This window comes from Leptospira ainazelensis, from assembly GCF_016918785.1.
Taxonomy (GTDB): domain Bacteria; phylum Spirochaetota; class Leptospiria; order Leptospirales; family Leptospiraceae; genus Leptospira; species Leptospira ainazelensis.
In genome coordinates this window covers 30,666-48,701 of sequence record NZ_JAFFPT010000014.1, presented here as the reverse complement: position 1 = coordinate 48,701, position 18,036 = coordinate 30,666, and the positions used below count along the sequence as shown (strand labels likewise).

The window sequence follows — 18,036 nt, the reverse complement described above, 5'->3', positions numbered from 1 at the left end:
AATTCAAAACCTCGATTTTCCGAGGCCGGCCCTCAAAACCTACCCAAAACCGAAGAGCCGAGTTCGAAATCCGATTCCAAAATCCGTCCATGAAAAATTCAATTTTCAGAGAAGCCCACTCTTGAAACCCTGGTAGGTACTTATGATTTCATTTCCAAAAGATAAGATCAACGTCCTTCTTCTTGAAAACGTCCACCAGGACGCTTTTAATCTTTTTAAAAACGACGGTTTTAACGTCCGCCTTCTTCCTGCCGCCTTTTCGGAGAAGGAACTCCTAAACGAAATCGAAAACATTCACGTTCTCGGAATTCGAAGCAAAACAAACGTAACCGCTCCGGTTCTCGAAAAGGCAAAACGCCTTCTTACGATCGGCTGTTTCTGCATCGGAACCAATCAAGTCGACCTGAACGGAGCCGAAAAAAAAGGAATTCCGGTTTTCAACGCGCCCTATTCGAACACAAGATCCGTAGCGGAACTTGTGATCTCCGAAGTCATCATGCTCGCGAGAAGAGTTCCGGATCACATCCGCAATACCCATTCCGGAATCTGGAATAAGATCTCAAAAAATTGTTTCGAGGTCCGAGGCAAAACCTTAGGAATCGTCGGATACGGGCATATCGGAAGTCAGGTTTCAGTTTTAGCGGAAGCTATGGGAATGAAAGTGATCTACTTTGACGTTCAGACCGTGCTTCCCCTCGGAAACGCAATGCCCGCCGCAAGTTATCAAGAACTCTTGAGAAACTCGGACTTTATCTCCTTTCACGTTCCCGAGACAACCGAAACGATGAATCTCTACGGAAAAAAGGAAATCGAAGTCACCAAAAAAGGCGCGTATATGATCAACCTTTCTCGCGGGAAAGTTGTGGACTTGGAAGCCCTCGCAGACGCGATCAAGTCCGGGCATATTGCCGGCGCTGGAATCGACGTATTTCCGGAAGAACCCGAATCCAACAACGATCCGTTTCTAACGCCGATGCAAAACCTGCCTAACGTCATTCTAACTCCTCATATCGGAGGAAGTACGGAAGAAGCTCAGAGGAATATCGGCTCCGAAGTCGCAAGCAAACTCGTGAAATTTATAAACAACGGGTCTACTACATTCTCCGTAAACTTTCCGAATCTCGAAATCACAGCGCTTCCCTCCGGGCAGTATAGAATTTTGAACGTTCATAAAAACCAACCTGGATTTTTGAAAGATATCAACTCGATGGTTTCGGAAATCGGAGCGAATATCAGTTCTCAGCACTTAGGTACAAGCGCGGAAATCGGATATCTTTCCATGGTGATCGACAAAAGTATCGGAGACGAACTCAAAGAAAAAATCGAAAAACACCCTTTTTCGATCAAAACTCGGATTCTTTACTGAACAAAGTGCCTTTGGTAAAAGCAAATTGCCAAAAAGAAAATATAATGGAAATGTAATATAAAATTCATAGGTCACAAGAAAGAATTTTTTGAATTTTACTTGCTTTCTTATGCGGGGATGCTCTATCATTGTGCCATGCACTATAACAGAATTCCCAACACAATTACCGTTTATCTGAACGAACTGGCCGATCAGAGTCTCCGGCTGTCTGAGAATATTCTGAAAGGTCTGCTCCATAGAACCGATTCTCCGGTGGAACCGGGCACGGTTTTGGAACTCAAACTCGGAACGATCAGCCTTTCCGGGGCCATTCAAGTCCCTGTAAAGGTCATCCGATGCGAAAAAATTTCAGGATCGGAATACGATCTCTATCTAAACTATACGGAAAAGGACTTTAATAAGGTCCAGGAAATCGAGGAGCTGATTCGAGATCTTTCTTGATCTTAGAATCCTGAAGATTTCGCAATCAAGCGGAGTTCCTACGATATTTCCCTTCAAAGAGAGAATTGCAAAGAAAATGAGATTTTTGTTTCCTTTATGATTCTTTTGAAAATGTAGGAATGGAATCTCGTCGGGAGAATCCGTAAGGAAATTCCCTTTTAAAAATCCGGCGGAATCCTAAAAGGGAAATAAGAACATCTGAAAGAATTTCCTTTTTGTAAGATATCCTACAAATCCAACCAATTCGTTCCAAGGAGCTTTTTCAAGTTTCCATCTAAGAATTTATACGGTTTTTTTTGGTCCGACAAAAATAAAATCAGGATTTCCATTTTTAAGACTAAAACAAAGGTCGACTTCTTCCGCCCTCATTTTCGGATTTCCTATTTTTTACTTGTTCCATTGTGTTCTCCATCAGCAAGGAAAACTTCTCAATCGAGCGAGCAAACAATCGAATGCCCAAAAAATTAAGACGGATTCAAATTTAATGGAAACAAAAATACATGCAAAAATTTGAATTTTCTATTTCTTAAATCAAAAGCCGTCTCCTTTCGGAAATTCTAATTCTCCGCCGATTTCCGATTCGAATGGATCATTCCCAAATTCTTAAAAACAAAAATTCGCATCTTCGTGCCTCGATTCGATCCTTCGAAATTCCGTCAAAGAAGTTACGGAAATAAAAACTGCTCCTTTATAAAAACGAATTCGTAAAAAAGATCCTTTCAAAAAATATCCGATTCTATCTCCAAAGAAAAAATTCACCTAACACAAATTAGTTTTGATTTCCTTTTTTTCAGTCGATAGAAATGATTTGAATAACAAATTAATAAAAGTTTATAAAATGAAAGAATTCATCCGTCAGCGTTGACAATGCTTCGGCTTCGAAAGAAGTTATCAACTAAGATGAATCCCTTTCAATCAATGCCGGACGTAAATTCTCCGGAGTTTATTCCCTATTTTCAGAGTCAGGATACATTCTCACGAAAACTCGGATACAAAGCTCTTCAAGCAAGCCCCGGTAAAAGTGAGTATGAAATCGAAGTGGACGAAACTTTTCACAACCCCGTGAAGATCGTTCACGGAGCGGCCCTTTTTGCGGCGATGGATAGTTCCGCAGGTGCGGCTATGGCGGCGTGGATCAAATCCACGGGAAGGAAATGTAAGTTTATGGCGACCGGAACCGCCGAAATCAAATATAGGAAAAGTGTAACGTTCGGGAAAATTAAGATTTTTAGCGAAATCATTGAACAAAAACGTTCCACGGTTCGTTTAATCTCTAAGTCGATCGATCCGGAAGGAGATTTAGTCGCAGAACTGCTTTCCATCTGGGTCGTAAAATTCGAAGACTAAAAACCGATTTCCTATTAGCGGAAATGTTAAGCGAAGGAGGCGCATCTTACGGCCTCCTCTTCCCATCGATTCAGAATTTTATAAAATTCTAAGCTACGAAAAACTCGGCGCGACTGATACTCGCGAGCTCCACGGCGCTAGTCAGATTCTTAGTCGGGAAATAGACGATTTGTTCGCCGACCAATTTACGATTACGATCCAATTCCACGCGAGACCCGTCTTTGAGATGCAGGACGATATCGATCCCGCGATAGTTGATGTATCTTTCTAACTGGCTCTTAAACTTTGCCGCTTGTTCTTGCATGGAAACTTCCTTTAAAATTGTTGAAAGGATGTTCTAGGACGGGCGTCAAAGTACAAGCTTTTTTTCCAATGAGACAGAATTTTTTTTATTCCGAACTAGGAGTAATCGTTTCCTGCAAAGTCCATGATGATCCAAGATTCGAAGACACATAACGTTTCATAGCGTCGCCTTCCAAGTTGATAAAAATATGAATTTTTTCGGTTCCCGAATTCGTGCCAAAACTCCCAAAGGTGGATGTGTAGCTCATTACGGGATCATTCGAAAACGTGGATGTCGGAAACGCCAAACCGCCGAATCCTACCGGGGTCCAGTTTACTCCGGCATCCGTAGTTCTAAAAGAATAGGAGGACGATCCTCCTTGAGAATTAGTCGTCACAAAGGAAAGATAGGTCGATGTTCCTACCTGAAAGGAACGTACCGGATAAATGACATCCGTATCAAAGATTCCACCCACGGAAATGATCGCTTGTTCCCCGCTTCCGGGAACGATCACGGTCGCAATCGAACTAAGATCTCCCGGAACCGTTGTGATACGAATCGAACCCGTGTTGTGTTCGATAAAATGGGATTCCGAAAAGTCATTCGGAACGTCGAAGTTGAAATTTCCCAAAAAAGTATTGTAAGGCGCCGTTTTATAATTGGCCGGCAAAGCCATGATAGCCGGCGCACCAAACGCGGCCGCAGATCCGTCCGTAGAATACATAGAAAGACTCGATGCCGGTATCGAATCCGCGCACCAACCAACCGCAAGATTGTTCCCCACCGACAAACACTGGGTGGGAGGAACACCGGCAATCGTAAGACGATTCGAAAAATCGCTGTTTACGTTATGACAGCTTACCGTTCCACTCGGCCAAATTTTTTCGCAAAAAACCGCTTTTTCAGCCGCTCCCACATTGTAGGTTCCAAAACCGACGATCTTTTCACCGGGAATCGCAGGATCGATTTTTACAAAAGTCATCCGACTTCCAGCCGTAGGTAGGACGGAGCCCGACCAGTAATAGTATTGATAGGTTAAATTTCCAAGCCCCTCGGACGAAGCCTGTTCGAAAAGAATGGAATATTTGTTACTCGCGTTGGACGGATTGTAACCGTAACCGATCATATCTGCAGACTGAGCTCCCACCACGGGAATGTTAGTCGGAATTAGATCGGTGGTATTTTCATTTGCGATGATCAGATCGACCCGATTTCTGGAATCACTCGAACCGTCGAAAGTTCTTCTCGCGTAAGAAATGTAAGTATTCGTACCCGCTTTCTTAAAAGAATAAAACGAGTTTTTCATAAAATCCGTATAACCGAATTGATCGCCTCCGAAAAGAGAACGTAGGATTCCGAAAATACCGTTCGGATCCAAAGGACTCTCCTCGAATTTATAACAATGAGCATTGCCCAGGATCAGAAGCATGATAATCCAGCGTTTCATAAGTCTCTCCATTAAAAAAACCAATTGTATCTTGCCTCGGCTCTCCAGCCGACCGTAGAGTTGACGCTGGATTCTATGGAATTAAATTCTCTCATAGAATCCATCTGAAGTCCTTTTTTGAGAATCGAACCTTGCGGAGTCAGAGCGACTTCCTCTTGTTCCCAAGAAATCCCCGTATAATAAACATGAGCCAGTTGAATCAGATAAAGAACCGCGGTCGCAGTCGAGATCTGTTGATACTCGTCGATCGCCTTTTTGTAACTTTCCCTCTTTCCATTGGTAAGAATCTGTCCCGCCAAAAAAGGACTGTTTCCTCCCAGGATCTGAGCGTTTAAACTTGCCTGGTCGTAATCCGCTTTGGTCTGAGTCACTTTCTGGGCGGCGGTGAAAGTCGCGGCGATTCCGGTCCAAAAAAGTGTTCCGTAAACATAGGCCGTCTTTTTTCTATCGGCTTTGTAGTGGCCCCAGCCGGGTAAAACCGCCGATCGCCAAACAAGACTCCAACGATTTCGATCTCCGAGACGATTCGATTTGAAGTCCGGTTTTGTTACGATCGCCTCTTCCTCGATTTGTTTTTTCTCCTCGGCGGATTTGGCTTCTTTTAGTTTTTTTTCCTCTTCCAAACGAATACGTTTTGCTTCTTCTTCATTCACGTCCCGGTAGACCACTTTCAAAATTGTCTTTTTGGAAATCGTTTTCATCGTTCCGTCCGTTAGGCGGACTATGATATTTTTCTCGTTTTGTCCCGTAACGTCTCCTTTGATCGAAGTTCCGTTTTTGAGGAGAATCGTCTGAGCACTCCAAAGCGACTGCGAAAATAAAAAAAGAAACAAAAAGAGGAATGAGGAGTATGTAAATTTCTTCAAAATGATCTCCGTTTTGATAAAGGAAAAATACGAATGATTTCAAGAATAAAAATTCAATTCCTCAGATGATATACGATTTTGACGTCTCCTATCAATTACTTTTTAGAAATACGGTTAGGTTATTTCCATTGACAAAAACGACCCTTGATCAAAGCGGAAGCAACTTGAAGCATTGGAAAACAAATTTGTCTAAAAATAAACGAATTCTAATCGAAAATCAGACCGTGTTTTTTGTAGAATGCGCTTAACAATTTCTCCAGCGTTTCCGGTTGATCGTGATGCATGTTGTGACCTGCATTCTCCATTTCGATATATTCCAGATGTTTAAAGTGGGAAAGAATTTCTTCCCGATTTTCAGGCATCAAATGGGTTTCTTTCCCGTAGATGATCAAGGTGGGAGAATCGATACATTCCCAAAGATGGCGCGTCAGATACGGAGAAAAAACAAAGGGGAAACCACGTTTGTATAAGGGATCGTTTTTCCATTGAAAACCCTGATCCGTTTTTTTTGTGAGATATTCCGCGAGATCCCGAATCTTAGAAAAATCCAGTCTTGGATAAACGGGTTTGAGACGCGACGCGACTTCGTCTAGGCTCGAAAAAGTTTTGTTCTTTCGATCCTTGGTCCCGACCTCGTTGTTTTCGATCGTGTCGAGCCAAGCCTTTAGACGTTTTTTTTCGAATTCGGGGTTTTGGATCGACATAAACCCTTCCAGACAAACAAGACTTCGGATTCTCTCCGGATAAATCCCCGCAAAACGAGCTCCGATTCCGCCTCCCATGGAATGCCCCAGAATATGGAACTTCTCGGGAAGAAACGAAGAGATAAACGTTTTTACGTCCACGAGCGTTTGGATAAAATGATAGTTTCCTTCCCGAAGCCAATCGGAGTCTCCGTGACCTCTATAATCAAAACGATATATATCGAAATGTTGGGATAAGAATGGAAACTGATAGAGAAAGGTGTCTGACGCGTCCTGAAATCCGTGAAAAAGAAGAAGTGCGTTTTTTTTTGAGTTCTTATGAATTTTATAGGCGAGGTTATAACCTCCGGATTGAAAAAAACCGCTTTCGATTTTGCTCATGGATGTACCTTAAATAATTCTCGCCAGTCTTTCGGAATGGTCGGAATGCTGAAAGTAGAAACTTTTTCGATCAGAAGTTCGTCTCCGTCGTAGAGCTCCAAAATTTTATCCAAAGCCGAAAGCAGGTCTAACGTTTCTCGTCTACCGACTTCGCTTAACACGGGAGAATGTAAAACCGTTTCCAACTTTTCCTTGGCCTTTGAAGCCTGCATCCTGGAACCTCGCCCGTTGGGTTTGACGAATATTTTATGAAGGGAAACCGAAAGTTGTATGAGTCCCTGTAAAAAAGTTTTTCTCGGACCAAAATCTTTCTTCCATTGAAACTCAAAAACCTCGTGAGCCTCGAAGTATTTGCCTTCTCTAAAAAGTCTTTCACCGTTTTGATAAGCGAAGTCCACGGTTTTTTCGGGATCGGAAGTCGCGGTGATCACGTCAAAAAGGGCGACAATTTCAGGATCAAACTTCAAACTGTTTCCAATCCTTTTCTTGAATCGTAGTCAGGGGAGCGGAAAAAGACGTTTCCGCGTCTTGGACATACGATTTTTTCCGCATTCCCAAAAGTACAACTCCTTCTTTTAGGGAAGAATGGAGTAAGTGCAGGGCCGTTCCGGAAAGATTCCAGCCCTGATACTGAGGATAGAACTTTACGATTTTCTCATAGAGTATATGAGAATTTTGGATATTGTGAAAATGAACGTATTTTTCCAGAAGGGGAAGCGCCTCGTTGAGTCTTTCGATATATTCGGTTTGTTTTTGATTTCCCGCGATCCTCTCGATCTGAGCGATCAACTGTTGCAGGATCGGAATCACGGTTCTCTCCAAAAACTGAGTTAGGTGATCCTGATTTTGAAATTGGTTTAAATACGGTTCCGTCACCGTGCGAAATGTGTATTTGAAAGAACCGGGCGGCAGGATCTGCAAAAATTCTTCTTCCCAAAAATAAACGGCGTCCAATTTTCCTTTGATGTTTTTTAATTCTTCGTCCTGACTTTCTTTCGGATCGTAAGACAAACGGAAGATACTTCCCTGACTCGAAATCGCGTTGAGAGGTCGATTGACGAGGGGCAGAAGTCCGTTGCTTTCGATGATCTCGATCAGGGATTTTCCATCGAACTTTTTTTCTAAGAATCCGCTTTCCAATAGATTGGCCGGAAACTGAACGACCGCAAAACCGGATTCTTCCAAACCAAGCTCAGTCCGGACTTCTTTTGCAAGATCTAAAACTTTCAACAGAGAAGTCGCCGTGTATTTCTCTGGATTTTCGGGAAAGGTATTGGAAGAAATTCCATAAAATTGAATCTTACCTTCTTTTCTTTTTTGTTCCAGGAATACAAAGGCGTTCTTGATTCTTTTGTAATATTCTTCTTTTGCCTTTGTCTCAGGAACGTTATGCTTCTCTCGATCCATGAGAAAGTATTCAGGATTGTGGAGTAAAAAGACGTCCACGGTTTCAAGACCCAGTCGTTTGAGAGAACGTGCAAGCTGATCTTCTAAAAACTCGGGATGAATGCAGTGATAACATCCTTCCTGATAATAAGTTATCTCCGGAAATCCTCGATTGGTCTTTTCGAGTTCGGAAACGATCTGTAGATTTTTTCCTTGGATATAACCCGACTTCGTGATCATAAAAACGTTTTCGCGTTTTAATTCTCCGCTTTCGATCTTCGCGGCGAGCACCCGGCCGACGAGACTTTCGCTTTCCCCGTTCCCGTAATTGGAAGAAGTATCGACGACGTTAAAACCTTCTTGAAAGGAAAGTTCGAGAGCCTTTTTGTGTTCGGGAGATTCGAGCCCCACTCGATAACATCCAAAGGCGATCCTCGAAAGAATTCTTCCGCGAAAGGTGAAATAAGGATTTAGGAGATTCTTCCCCTCCTTATATTTTTTTTGAAGCGGAGAATGTTCGAAATATTCTTTAGTAGCTTCGGGAGTCGCACTTCCGTTTCGTATGGATTTTTGATAGAGATTTTGGAATGGATCGGATGAATTCATATTTTTATCCCCGTTTGTTTCGGTTCACCTTTTGTTACGCATTGCACAAAGCAAAAAGGAAGAACGAATGTTCGCAAATCGATTTCTAATTGAGAAACAATCTTAATAACTTTCGGTTCGAGTATCAATTTTTCACCTTCAAAATAAAAATGCTTTTCGTCATAACTCGCTTTTTTACCCTAATTTAAGAGAAGTTGAGCCTCGGCCCATCTTTTTCGAATCATACAAATTTTTCGATGAATTCTTTCCACCAATCAAACAGGAGAAAATGAAATGGATTTAAAGGCTGGATATTTCCGGTCTTCCATCGGGAGAAAAACTCTCGTGGCAGTAACCGGACTTGTTTATTTCGGCTTTGTTGTTGTTCATATGCTGGGGAATCTTCAGATCTTCCTCGGACAAGAAAAAATCAACGCATATGGCCAAGCGCTTAGGGACATCGCCCCCCTTCTCTGGGTAGCCAGAATCATTCTGATCGTAAGCTTTATCATTCACGTCTACTACGCGATAACGCTCTCAATTGAAAACAAAAAGGCACGTCCCGTTCCCTACTCAAAACAGAATACGGTTCAAGCTTCACTCGCTTCCCGAACCATGGCTCTTACGGGTCTTTTGATTTTTTCCTTTATCACCTACCACCTTCTCCACTTCACGTTAGGCGTTACCAATCCGGATCATTTTGCGATGACCGATTCCAAAGGAAGACACGACGTGTTTACGATGGTGATTCTCGGATTCCAAAATCCGATCGTTACCGGTTCTTATATCTTCGCGATGGTTTTACTCGCGTCTCATATCAGCCACGGCGTCGCCAGTGTTTTTCAAACCTTGGGTTTGAGCACTCCGTTCCTAAGCGGAAAGATCAAGGCGGGAGCGATCCTCTTTGCTCTGATCATTTTCATAGGCAATACTTCTATCCCGCTTTCGATTTTGCTGGGATACGTTCATCCGTAATTTTTTGGAGAAACTTTCATGAGTTTAGATTCTAAAATTCCAAGCGGCTCCATTGAACAAAAATGGTCCAATCACAAAGCCGATATCAAATTAGTAAACCCTGCTAACAAAAGAAAATTCGATATCATCGTAGTCGGTTCCGGTTTGGCGGGCGCGTCTGCGTCTGCGACTCTCGCAGAACTCGGATACAACGTAAAAACTTTCTGCTTCCAAGACAGCCCTCGCAGAGCTCACAGTATCGCAGCTCAAGGTGGGATCAACGCGGCGAAAAATTATCAAAACGACGGAGACTCCGTTCACAGATTGTTCTACGACACCGTAAAAGGCGGGGACTTCAGAGCGAGAGAAGCTAACGTGCATCGTCTTGCCGAAGTTTCGGTAAACATCATCGATCAGTGTGTCGCACAAGGAGTTCCTTTTGCGAGAGAATACGGCGGTCATTTGGCGAATCGTTCTTTCGGCGGCGCCCAAGTTTCTAGAACCTTCTACGCAAAAGGTCAAACCGGACAACAACTTTTGTTAGGAGCTTATTCCGCGCTTTCCCGTCAGATCGGTCTCGGCGCCGTAAAGATGTATCCAAGAACGGAAATGGTGGAATTGATCGTGGTTGACGGTCACGCAAAAGGAATCGTGGTTCGCGATCTCGTAACGGGAAAACTTTCCACTCACATGGCGGACGCGGTCGTTCTCGGAACCGGCGGATACGGAAACGTTTTCTTTCTTTCCACAAACGCAAAAAATTGTAACGTAACCGCGACTTGGAAGGCCCACAAAAAAGGCGCATTCTTCGCTAACCCATGTTATACGCAAATTCACCCGACTTGTATTCCTGTTTCGGGAGATCATCAGTCCAAGTTGACTCTGATGTCCGAGTCTCTCAGAAACGACGGACGAATCTGGGTTCCTAAAGGCAAAGGGGATAAAAGAAATCCTGCTGATATTCCCGAAGGCGAAAGAGATTATTACTTGGAAAGAAAATATCCGAGTTATGGAAATCTTTCTCCAAGAGACATCGCTTCCCGCGCGGCGAAAGAAGCCTGCGACGCGGGACTCGGTGTAGGAGAATCCGGACAAGGTGTGTATCTGGATTTTGCCGATTCGATTCGTAGATTAGGAGAACCTAAAATTCGAGATCGTTACGAAAACCTTTTTCAGATGTATGAACAGATCACCGGAGAAAATCCATACAAACAACCGATGAGAATTTATCCTGCGGTTCACTACACGATGGGCGGACTCTGGGTGGATTACAACTTGATGAGTAACCTTCCCGGACTTTTCGTTATCGGAGAAGCTAACTTCTCGGATCACGGTGCGAACCGTCTTGGTGCTTCCGCTTTGATGCAAGGACTCGCGGACGGATATTTTATTCTTCCTTACACGATCGGAAATTATCTTGCGGGAGCGGGATTCAATTCCCGCCCGAGCGAAGATCATCCGGAAGCAAAAAAAGCCCTTTCCGACGCGGAAGAAACCACGAAAAAATTTCTTTCCATCAAAGGAAAAAGAACCGTGGATTCTTTCCATAGACAACTCGGGAAACTCATGTGGGACAAATGCGGAATGGCGCGTAACGACAAGGGTTTAAAAGAAGCGATCGCGGAAATTCCTAAGATCAGAGAAGAATTCTGGCAAAACGTAAACGTTCCCGGTAGCGGAAACGACCTAAACCAATCGCTTGAAAAAGCGGGAAGAGTCGCCGACTTCTTGGAATTCGGAGAATTACTCTGTCTCGACGCGTTGACCAGGGAAGAATCCTGCGGCGGTCACTTCCGTGAAGAATACCAAGAAGAAGGAGAAGCAAAACGGGACGACGATAAGTTCTGTCACGCGACCGCTTGGGAATTCAACGGAGTCGGAAAAAAACCCACAGAACACAGAGAGAAACTGGAGTTCGAAAACGTTCACCTCGCTACAAGGAGTTATAAATAATGGATCTGAAACTCAAAGTCTGGAGACAAAAGAGCGGAGAAGAAAAGGGAAAGATCGTCGACTACGACGCAAAAGACGTTTCCCCGAACATGTCTTTTTTGGAGATGTTGGACGTAGTCAACGAAGAACTCATCGTAAAGGGAGAGGAACCGATCGCTTTCGAACACGATTGTAGAGAAGGAATCTGCGGGTCTTGTAACCTCATGATCAACGGACAGGCTCACGGTCCTCACCAAGGAGTGACCACTTGCCAGCTTCATATGCGTTCCTTCAAAGACGGGGACACCGTTTATGTGGAACCTTGGAGAGCAAAAGCTTTCCCCGTTCTCAAGGATCTTATCGTCGACAGAAGCGCGTTTGATAGAATCATCCAAGCCGGCGGGTTCGTAAGCATCAACACCGGCGGTGCTCCCGACGCAAACGCATTACCGATTCCTAAAGTGGATGCGGACATCGCGATGGATGCGGCAACTTGTATCGGTTGCGGGGCTTGTGTCGCTTCTTGTAAGAATGCAAGTGCGATGCTTTTTGTTTCCGCAAAAATCACACACCTCGGTCTTTTACCTCAGGGAAAAGTCGAACAAAAGGATCGTGTGAAAAAGATGATCAACGCGATGGACAAAGAAGGTTTTGGAAACTGCACAAACCAATACGAGTGCGAAGCGGTTTGTCCAAAATCGATCAAGAGAGATTTTATCCGGACGATGAACAAGGATTTTATCCTTTCTTAAACTTCTCCTTGGATCCAAAAGAAGAATCCAAAGCCGCCCTTGTTAACACAAAGGCGGCTTTTTTTGCGGGTTCCCTAATCTACCGTTTTTTCCCCAAGATCGAGAAGATTCGATTCTCAATCGTTTATATACCTGAATTCCGATTCCCTTAGTTCATCCTTTTGTCTTTTAAATCCAATCCAGTTTTCATAAACAAAATCTTACAAAAAATGATTTGATTGGATTCTAAATCGGAAGCAAATAAAACAATCCCCCGCCTCAAATTCTCTTGTAAGACATCCTACAAAAGAATTTACCAAGCCGCTTGGAAATATCGGGAAGATAACAAAGTCGTTTTTAACCTTTTGCATTGCCGAAACATTAGGTTTTTTATTTTTTTGCACCATCTCCTTTTTTACGAGGCAGAAAAGAATCCAGAAAATTCCAAAGGCCTCCTTGGTGGAGATAAAGAACCCTTCCGGAAATTTCCGATCGCTCCATTCTCTTCTGAATCGAAAACAACGTTTTGCCGGAGTAGATCGGTTCGAGCGGGATCGAGTAATCGGAATAAAATAAATTACAAAAATGGAATATATCCTTATTTTTGGAGCCGAAACCGCTTACGTTTTCCGACTCCCAGATGAAATCCTCGTCGATCTCAAACCCTGAAAATTGGAGTTCCATCTTTTTTTCTCTCAACCAAGAAACCATTTTCGATTTTGGAAGCCCTATACTGACTCCGCGGATCGGAATCGATTCTCCAAAAAAATTCTTGGCCGACAACCAGGTCAAACCCGAGCCTAAATCGACCACCAGATGATCAAAATCGGAAATCGGAATCTGTTTCCAAAAAGAATTTAGACCTTGAGCCGCTTCCGGTCCAAATCCGTATTCCGGAATCAAAACATCGGGCACAAAAAAAGAATCCGGACTTTCGGTCGCAGAGGAATCCGAATCAAAAAAGCGATTCCCGCTCCCTTCCAATTCGAAAACGTCTCCTCTGCGCGATTTTTGACGGAGTAAACCTTCCTTCCAAAGAGAACGTGAGTGGATTACATCGAGTGTGTGGGAGTAGTTTTTCACAATCCGAGAATTGAAGGTAAGCCTTTTTGGATCTCGAGAATAAGAATAAGTTCTTACACGATATCCAAAGACCCGAAACAAAAAGGAAAAAGAAGCCAGCAAATTGCTGTGCAATTCTCCCTGAAGAATCACTCCTCGAATCCCTTTTTTTTCCAACTCCGAATGGATTCCGAAAAATTTTCTAAATTTTGTCCCGATTCCAAAGGCCAGACGATCGTCTCTGAGAATCGTTATCCTTTGTTTCGATGGAAGAACGACTTCCTGAATCTCCGATGGACGCGTCAGTAAAGAAGACAAAAAAGAAGCGAGTGGGTTCAAAAAGAATTTCCTAAAATTTGAAATCGAAGTAATAAAAAATTCATAGTAGTAAGATTCTAATTCTCGAACACAAGAGAAATTCAATTCTAAAATTCTTTTAAAAAAAGGAGACTCATCCGAGCCCCTTCTCATACAAAATCTAAAAACCAAGTGATCCGTGAAATCAAAACTTTGTCGGATTTCAATTCCCGCATCAAATTTATAATTCCAAAATTCCAACAAAATCGGAAAGAATGATTCTTTCGGGCAAAACGTTTCAAGAAACTGTAATTTTCTCTCACACTTCCAGAACGAAAATCATCTCAAATCACAAATACTCAAAACCAAATGAGGAAAACAAAAAGAGTGAACGCGGCTAATTCTTATCGTTATAATATATTATTTTTTTATAAATATAAAAGTATTTCTTTTTAACTTTGAATTCATTCATCCAGAAGATTTCGAAATTCCTTTGGACAAAGGAGACAAAGAATCAACTCTCGTAAAAAATTTTCAAGAGGTAATCAACTTTGTCAACAGTACTGGGCTTTTTAACACTCGGCATGTTCGGATCTTTAATCATTGGATTGATTAAACCCGAATTGGTAGTTAAGGGAAACTTAGAAAAAACAAGAAAGACGGTCATTAAATATTTCGGAACGTTAACCGTCATCCTTCTCATCATCTACGGAATGACGGGAGGAGGAAGAAGAAACAATTCGACTTCCGGCGCGATGGGAGAAAATGGAACGATTACGAAAGAAAACTGCCAAGCCGTTAAGAACGGAATGAACAAAGAAGAAGTGACTGCTTTGTTGGGCGAAACTCAGTCCCAATCAGAAAACACCCTCGGGGGTTACGGAACGACTGAGTTATGGCACTTTCAAGATACCAGTTTGACTGCAGCCGCGAGTGGAAAGATTGAAGCTTGCGACGTCTATTTTACGAATGGAAAAGTGAGCAGCAAGGCTTGGACTAAACTCTAAAAAGATATTTTAGAATTAAAAACGGAAAATAAGATTCTCTTTTTCCTTGGAATACGTCTTATTTTCCGTGTGGAATAAAATTGAAAGATAACTGCGCCTCAAATTTGAAAGCGGAAAAGATTGGATCGAAAATCTACTCCAAAATACTTCAATTGCTCGTTTTCAAAACCGCCAAAAACGCTTCTTGCGGAATTTCCACGTTTCCGATCTGTTTCATCCGCTTCTTTCCTTCTTTCTGCTTCTCTAAGAGTTTTTTCTTCCGAGTAATGTCTCCGCCGTAACATTTTGCGGTTACGTTTTTTCGGAGCGCTGAAATACTTTCTCTTGCGAGAATTTTTCCGCCGACGGCGGCTTGAATCGGAATCATAAACTGATGTCTTGGAATGAGGTCTTTTAGTTTTTCTATAATTTCTCGTCCTCTTTGTTCGGCCTTGCTTCTGTGGACGATCATGGAAAGTGCGTCCACGGGTTCCGCGTTTACGAGAATGTCCATCTTTACGAGCTGAGAAACCTTATAACCGGAAGGTTCGTAGTCCAGAGACGCGTAACCTCTCGTAAAGGATTTGAGTTTATCATAAAATTCGAATATAAGTTCCGCGAGAGGAAGTTCGTAGGTCAACTGAACCTTGTCCTGGGTAAGATACACGGTATCCAACTGAATTCCACGTTTGTCGTTTGCGAGGGCCATGATATTTCCCACATACTCGTTGGGAGTGATGATCGTAGCCTTTACGTAGGGTTCTTCGGTAGATTCCATCGCAATCGGATCCGGGAAACGAGAAGGGTTGTCCACCTCTTCCACTTCACCGTTCTTCTTTCGAATGATGTATTTTACCGAAGGCGCCGTTGTGATCAGATCGAGGTTGAATTCTCTCTCTAAACGTTCTTGGACGATTTCCATGTGAAGAAGTCCGAGATATCCGACTCGAAATCCAAAACCGAGAGCCATGGAACTTTCTTTTTCGAATACGAGCGCCGCGTCGTTGAGTTTCAACTTTTCGATCGCGTCCACGAGTTCGTCGAACTGTTCTCCGTTGATCGGATAGAGTCCCGAAAAAACCATCGGCTTTGCCTCTTTGTATCCAGGGATCGATTCCTTGGTAGGATTGGAGAAAAGAGTGATCGTATCACCCGTCTTTGCGTCGGAAACCTTTTTGATACCCGCGATAAGATAGCCCACTTCTCCCGCTCCTAAACTTTCAGTCGGTGTGAGAGTGATTCGATTGATTCCTACTTCGTTGACGGTGAAATCTTTTCCCGTGCTCATGATGAGGAATCGATCGCCTTTTTTGATTCTTCCGTCGAAAACGCGAATTTTGATCACGACACCCATATAAGGATCAAAGTAAGAATCGTAGATCAGCGCTTTCAGAGGTCCGTCCGGATCTCCTTGCGGCGCGGGGATTTGTTTTGTAATTTCTTCCAGGACTGCCTTTACGTTGAGTCCTGTTTTTGCCGAAATCGCAACGGCCTTGTCCGCATCCAGTCCCAGACTTTCTTCGATTTGAATTTTGGTTTTTTCCACATCGGCGGCGGGAAGATCGATCTTGTTCATTACGGGAACGATCGCAAGATCCTGTTCCATCGCGAGATAGAGATTCGCGAGTGTCTGAGCTTCCACTCCCTGACTTGCGTCGACGATTAGGAGAACTCCTTCACAGGCTTTGAGTGAACGAGAGACTTCGTAGGTGAAATCCACGTGACCCGGAGTATCCAGGAGATTCATCGTATAAGTATTACCATCTTCGGCGAGGTAATCAAAGGTCGCGTTGTTTGCCTTGATCGTGATTCCCCTTTCTCTTTCGATATCCATGGAATCTAAGATTTGATCTTTTTTGGTCCTATCGTTTGTAACGTGACCAATCTCTAAAAGCCGGTCGGCAAGAGTGGATTTCCCGTGGTCGATATGGGCAATGATGGAGAAGTTACGGATAAATTTCTGTTGAACATTCATGGGAGGGGCTCACTTCCGATGATTTCCTGCAAAGGCCTCCCCTGAAAAGCAAAATACGTGGTTCTTTTCGATCGGTAAATCGAGGATTTCTTCCTTTTCACAAAAGTAGGATCTCTTACAACCCGTTTTTGCAAAAGGTAAGAATCCGCTCCCTTCCAAACCAGAAAAATCTTTTTAAGAATTTCATAGTTTTTAGAATCAAAGCCTAATGTTTCGAAATCGGAAAATTCATTCTTTCCATTTTCAAAAAAACGGATTTCAAAAAACGGGAAAACCCGCTAAAACAAAGTAATTCTATAGTTTCGGTTTCTTTTGTTTGGATATGTTCCCGATTCTTCTTATACCGGAACCGGAATCTTAGAACTTCCTTCTATAAACAAAAAGAAAAAACCGAGCGCTCCCAAATAGACAAGCATCGTCAAAAAAGCCCAGAGAACTTTTTCAGGAAGAGACGCATATTCCGAAACGTGATACGCATACGCGGTAAAAGCTCCTAGAATGAATTCAGGAATCAAAACATAAACGGCGACGTGACCGATCATAATAACATTCTTCGCAAACCAGACGGGGATCAGATAAGAAAATTCTTCCGAACCTAAAAAAATCAAAAACGCGACAAGACCTCCGATCAAATAACTCTGAATCGCCGGCGCATCGGGAACCCGTTTCCGATAACGTATGGAAATAAACGTGGAAAGAAACAAAGGAATCACCCAAAGTCCGGCCATATAACCGGAAACGGTTCCGATCTTTGGAAATCCGTCCGCAGGAAATTCCAAAGATCCTATCACCTGAGATAGAAACCAATCGGGGACGATTTGAAAAAAACTCAAAGGTAAAAGAAAAAACCAGAGATCCATCCAACGTTCGTGAGTCCAGATGCTGGAAAAAAGCGGAAGCGCCGCGTTGTAGATGAGAACTATACAAAACATTCTCCAACCCGTAGAAAGATTTCCGGGACTAAAAAGAATGAGTGCGGCGATGATCGTAAAAGCGGTGTGAAAACCTAAGACGTGTTTTTCGGAGAATTTCATTTCGAGCTGTCCAATCGTATCCTTTCGGGGTTTAGCTATAAGGAATCCGATGGAAGCGGGCAATCCATTTTTTCGTTTCCCGCTTGATTTATTCGATATGGACCGTTTAATAACCCTGACTCTGACTCGGAAGCTGGGAAAACCAAGGCTCCAATTCAAAACAAAATCCGATTCTTTCGATTTTATTTTTTTTAGAAATCAAAATCGAGATCCGTTTTGCTTTTGCAGTCTCTTCCAACTTTTGACAGGCACCAAACAT

At 43.0% G+C, this 18,036-nt stretch carries 17 protein-coding genes; 7 read left to right on the top strand and 10 right to left on the bottom strand.

All coding sequences use genetic code 11. The features are described from left to right. The first annotated feature begins 142 nt into the window (after positions 1–142). From serA to JWG44_RS04050, 3 genes are all read left to right on the top strand, one after another. Positions 143–1,366, top strand: coding sequence for a phosphoglycerate dehydrogenase (gene serA / locus JWG44_RS04060; protein ID WP_205273680.1), 1,224 nt, complete (start codon positions 143–145; stop codon positions 1,364–1,366). Positions 1,367–1,501: 135 nt separating this feature from the next. Beyond that, positions 1,502–1,807, top strand: a complete 306-nt coding sequence (locus JWG44_RS04055; RefSeq protein ID WP_205273679.1) for a PilZ domain-containing protein — start codon at positions 1,502–1,504, stop codon at positions 1,805–1,807. Between the two features lie 900 nt (positions 1,808–2,707). Beyond that, complete coding sequence (locus JWG44_RS04050; RefSeq protein WP_205273678.1) at positions 2,708–3,154, top strand: PaaI family thioesterase; 447 nt, start codon at positions 2,708–2,710, stop codon at positions 3,152–3,154. 88 nt (positions 3,155–3,242) lie between these two features. Here JWG44_RS04050 and JWG44_RS04045 read toward each other — a convergent pair whose 3' ends face one another. The 6 genes from JWG44_RS04045 to JWG44_RS04020 form a co-directional block, all read right to left on the bottom strand. Next, the gene (locus JWG44_RS04045) at positions 3,243–3,458 is read right to left on the bottom strand and encodes a hypothetical protein (protein ID WP_069607541.1); all 216 of its coding nucleotides are present in this window, start codon (positions 3,456–3,458) and stop codon (positions 3,243–3,245) included. Positions 3,459–3,543: 85 nt separating this feature from the next. Then, positions 3,544–4,884 carry an LIC11996 family lipoprotein gene (locus tag JWG44_RS04040; RefSeq protein WP_205273677.1) on the bottom strand — a complete coding sequence of 447 codons (1,341 nt, stop codon included), beginning with the start codon at positions 4,882–4,884 and terminating at the stop codon, positions 3,544–3,546. Between the two features lie 11 nt (positions 4,885–4,895). Beyond that, complete coding sequence (locus JWG44_RS04035; protein ID WP_205273676.1) at positions 4,896–5,750, bottom strand: LA_0442/LA_0875 N-terminal domain-containing protein; 855 nt, start codon at positions 5,748–5,750, stop codon at positions 4,896–4,898. A 206-nt stretch (positions 5,751–5,956) separates the two neighbouring features. Then, positions 5,957–6,835 carry an alpha/beta fold hydrolase gene (locus JWG44_RS04030; RefSeq protein WP_205273675.1) on the bottom strand — a complete coding sequence of 293 codons (879 nt, stop codon included), beginning with the start codon at positions 6,833–6,835 and terminating at the stop codon, positions 5,957–5,959. Then, complete coding sequence (locus JWG44_RS04025; RefSeq protein ID WP_205273674.1) at positions 6,832–7,302, bottom strand: DUF309 domain-containing protein; 471 nt, start codon at positions 7,300–7,302, stop codon at positions 6,832–6,834. Before JWG44_RS04025 ends, JWG44_RS04030 begins: the two co-directional genes overlap by 4 nt. Beyond that, positions 7,292–8,827, bottom strand: coding sequence for an aldo/keto reductase (locus JWG44_RS04020; protein WP_205273673.1), 1,536 nt, complete (start codon positions 8,825–8,827; stop codon positions 7,292–7,294). Before JWG44_RS04020 ends, JWG44_RS04025 begins: the two co-directional genes overlap by 11 nt. Positions 8,828–9,100: 273 nt before the next feature. Between JWG44_RS04020 and JWG44_RS04015 the strand changes: the two genes are divergently transcribed. From JWG44_RS04015 to JWG44_RS04005, 3 genes are read left to right on the top strand one after another with little or no spacing between them, the layout of a single operon-like run. Then, entirely contained in the window at positions 9,101–9,781 is a 681-nt protein-coding gene (locus tag JWG44_RS04015; protein ID WP_205273672.1) for a succinate:quinone oxidoreductase, read from the top strand. A gap of 18 nt (positions 9,782–9,799) precedes the next feature. Beyond that, positions 9,800–11,713 carry a fumarate reductase/succinate dehydrogenase flavoprotein subunit gene (locus JWG44_RS04010; RefSeq protein ID WP_205273671.1) on the top strand — a complete coding sequence of 638 codons (1,914 nt, stop codon included), beginning with the start codon at positions 9,800–9,802 and terminating at the stop codon, positions 11,711–11,713. Beyond that, positions 11,713–12,444, top strand: coding sequence for a succinate dehydrogenase/fumarate reductase iron-sulfur subunit (locus JWG44_RS04005; RefSeq protein WP_205273670.1), 732 nt, complete (start codon positions 11,713–11,715; stop codon positions 12,442–12,444). The genes JWG44_RS04010 and JWG44_RS04005 overlap by 1 nt, the downstream gene beginning before the upstream one ends. Before the next feature lie 369 nt (positions 12,445–12,813). Here JWG44_RS04005 and JWG44_RS04000 read toward each other — a convergent pair whose 3' ends face one another. Continuing rightward, positions 12,814–13,824: a 1-aminocyclopropane-1-carboxylate deaminase gene (locus tag JWG44_RS04000; RefSeq protein WP_232371470.1), complete on the bottom strand. Its 1,011-nt coding sequence runs from the start codon at positions 13,822–13,824 to the stop codon at positions 12,814–12,816. Between the two features lie 509 nt (positions 13,825–14,333). Here JWG44_RS04000 and JWG44_RS03995 point away from each other — a divergent pair. Next, entirely contained in the window at positions 14,334–14,789 is a 456-nt protein-coding gene (locus JWG44_RS03995) for an outer membrane protein assembly factor BamE (RefSeq protein WP_232371469.1), read from the top strand. A 148-nt stretch (positions 14,790–14,937) separates the two neighbouring features. Here the strand turns inward: JWG44_RS03995 and lepA are convergent, their stop codons facing one another. From lepA to JWG44_RS03980, 3 genes are all read right to left on the bottom strand, one after another. Next, positions 14,938–16,743, bottom strand: a complete 1,806-nt coding sequence (gene lepA, locus JWG44_RS03990; protein WP_205273669.1) for a translation elongation factor 4 — start codon at positions 16,741–16,743, stop codon at positions 14,938–14,940. Positions 16,744–17,081: 338 nt separating this feature from the next. Next, a complete protein-coding gene (locus JWG44_RS03985; protein WP_205273668.1) occupies positions 17,082–17,777 on the bottom strand; it encodes a DUF6989 domain-containing protein in 696 nt (231 codons plus the stop codon). Positions 17,778–17,883: 106 nt separating this feature from the next. After that, positions 17,884–18,036, bottom strand: a complete 153-nt coding sequence (locus tag JWG44_RS03980; RefSeq protein ID WP_205273667.1) for a hypothetical protein — start codon at positions 18,034–18,036, stop codon at positions 17,884–17,886.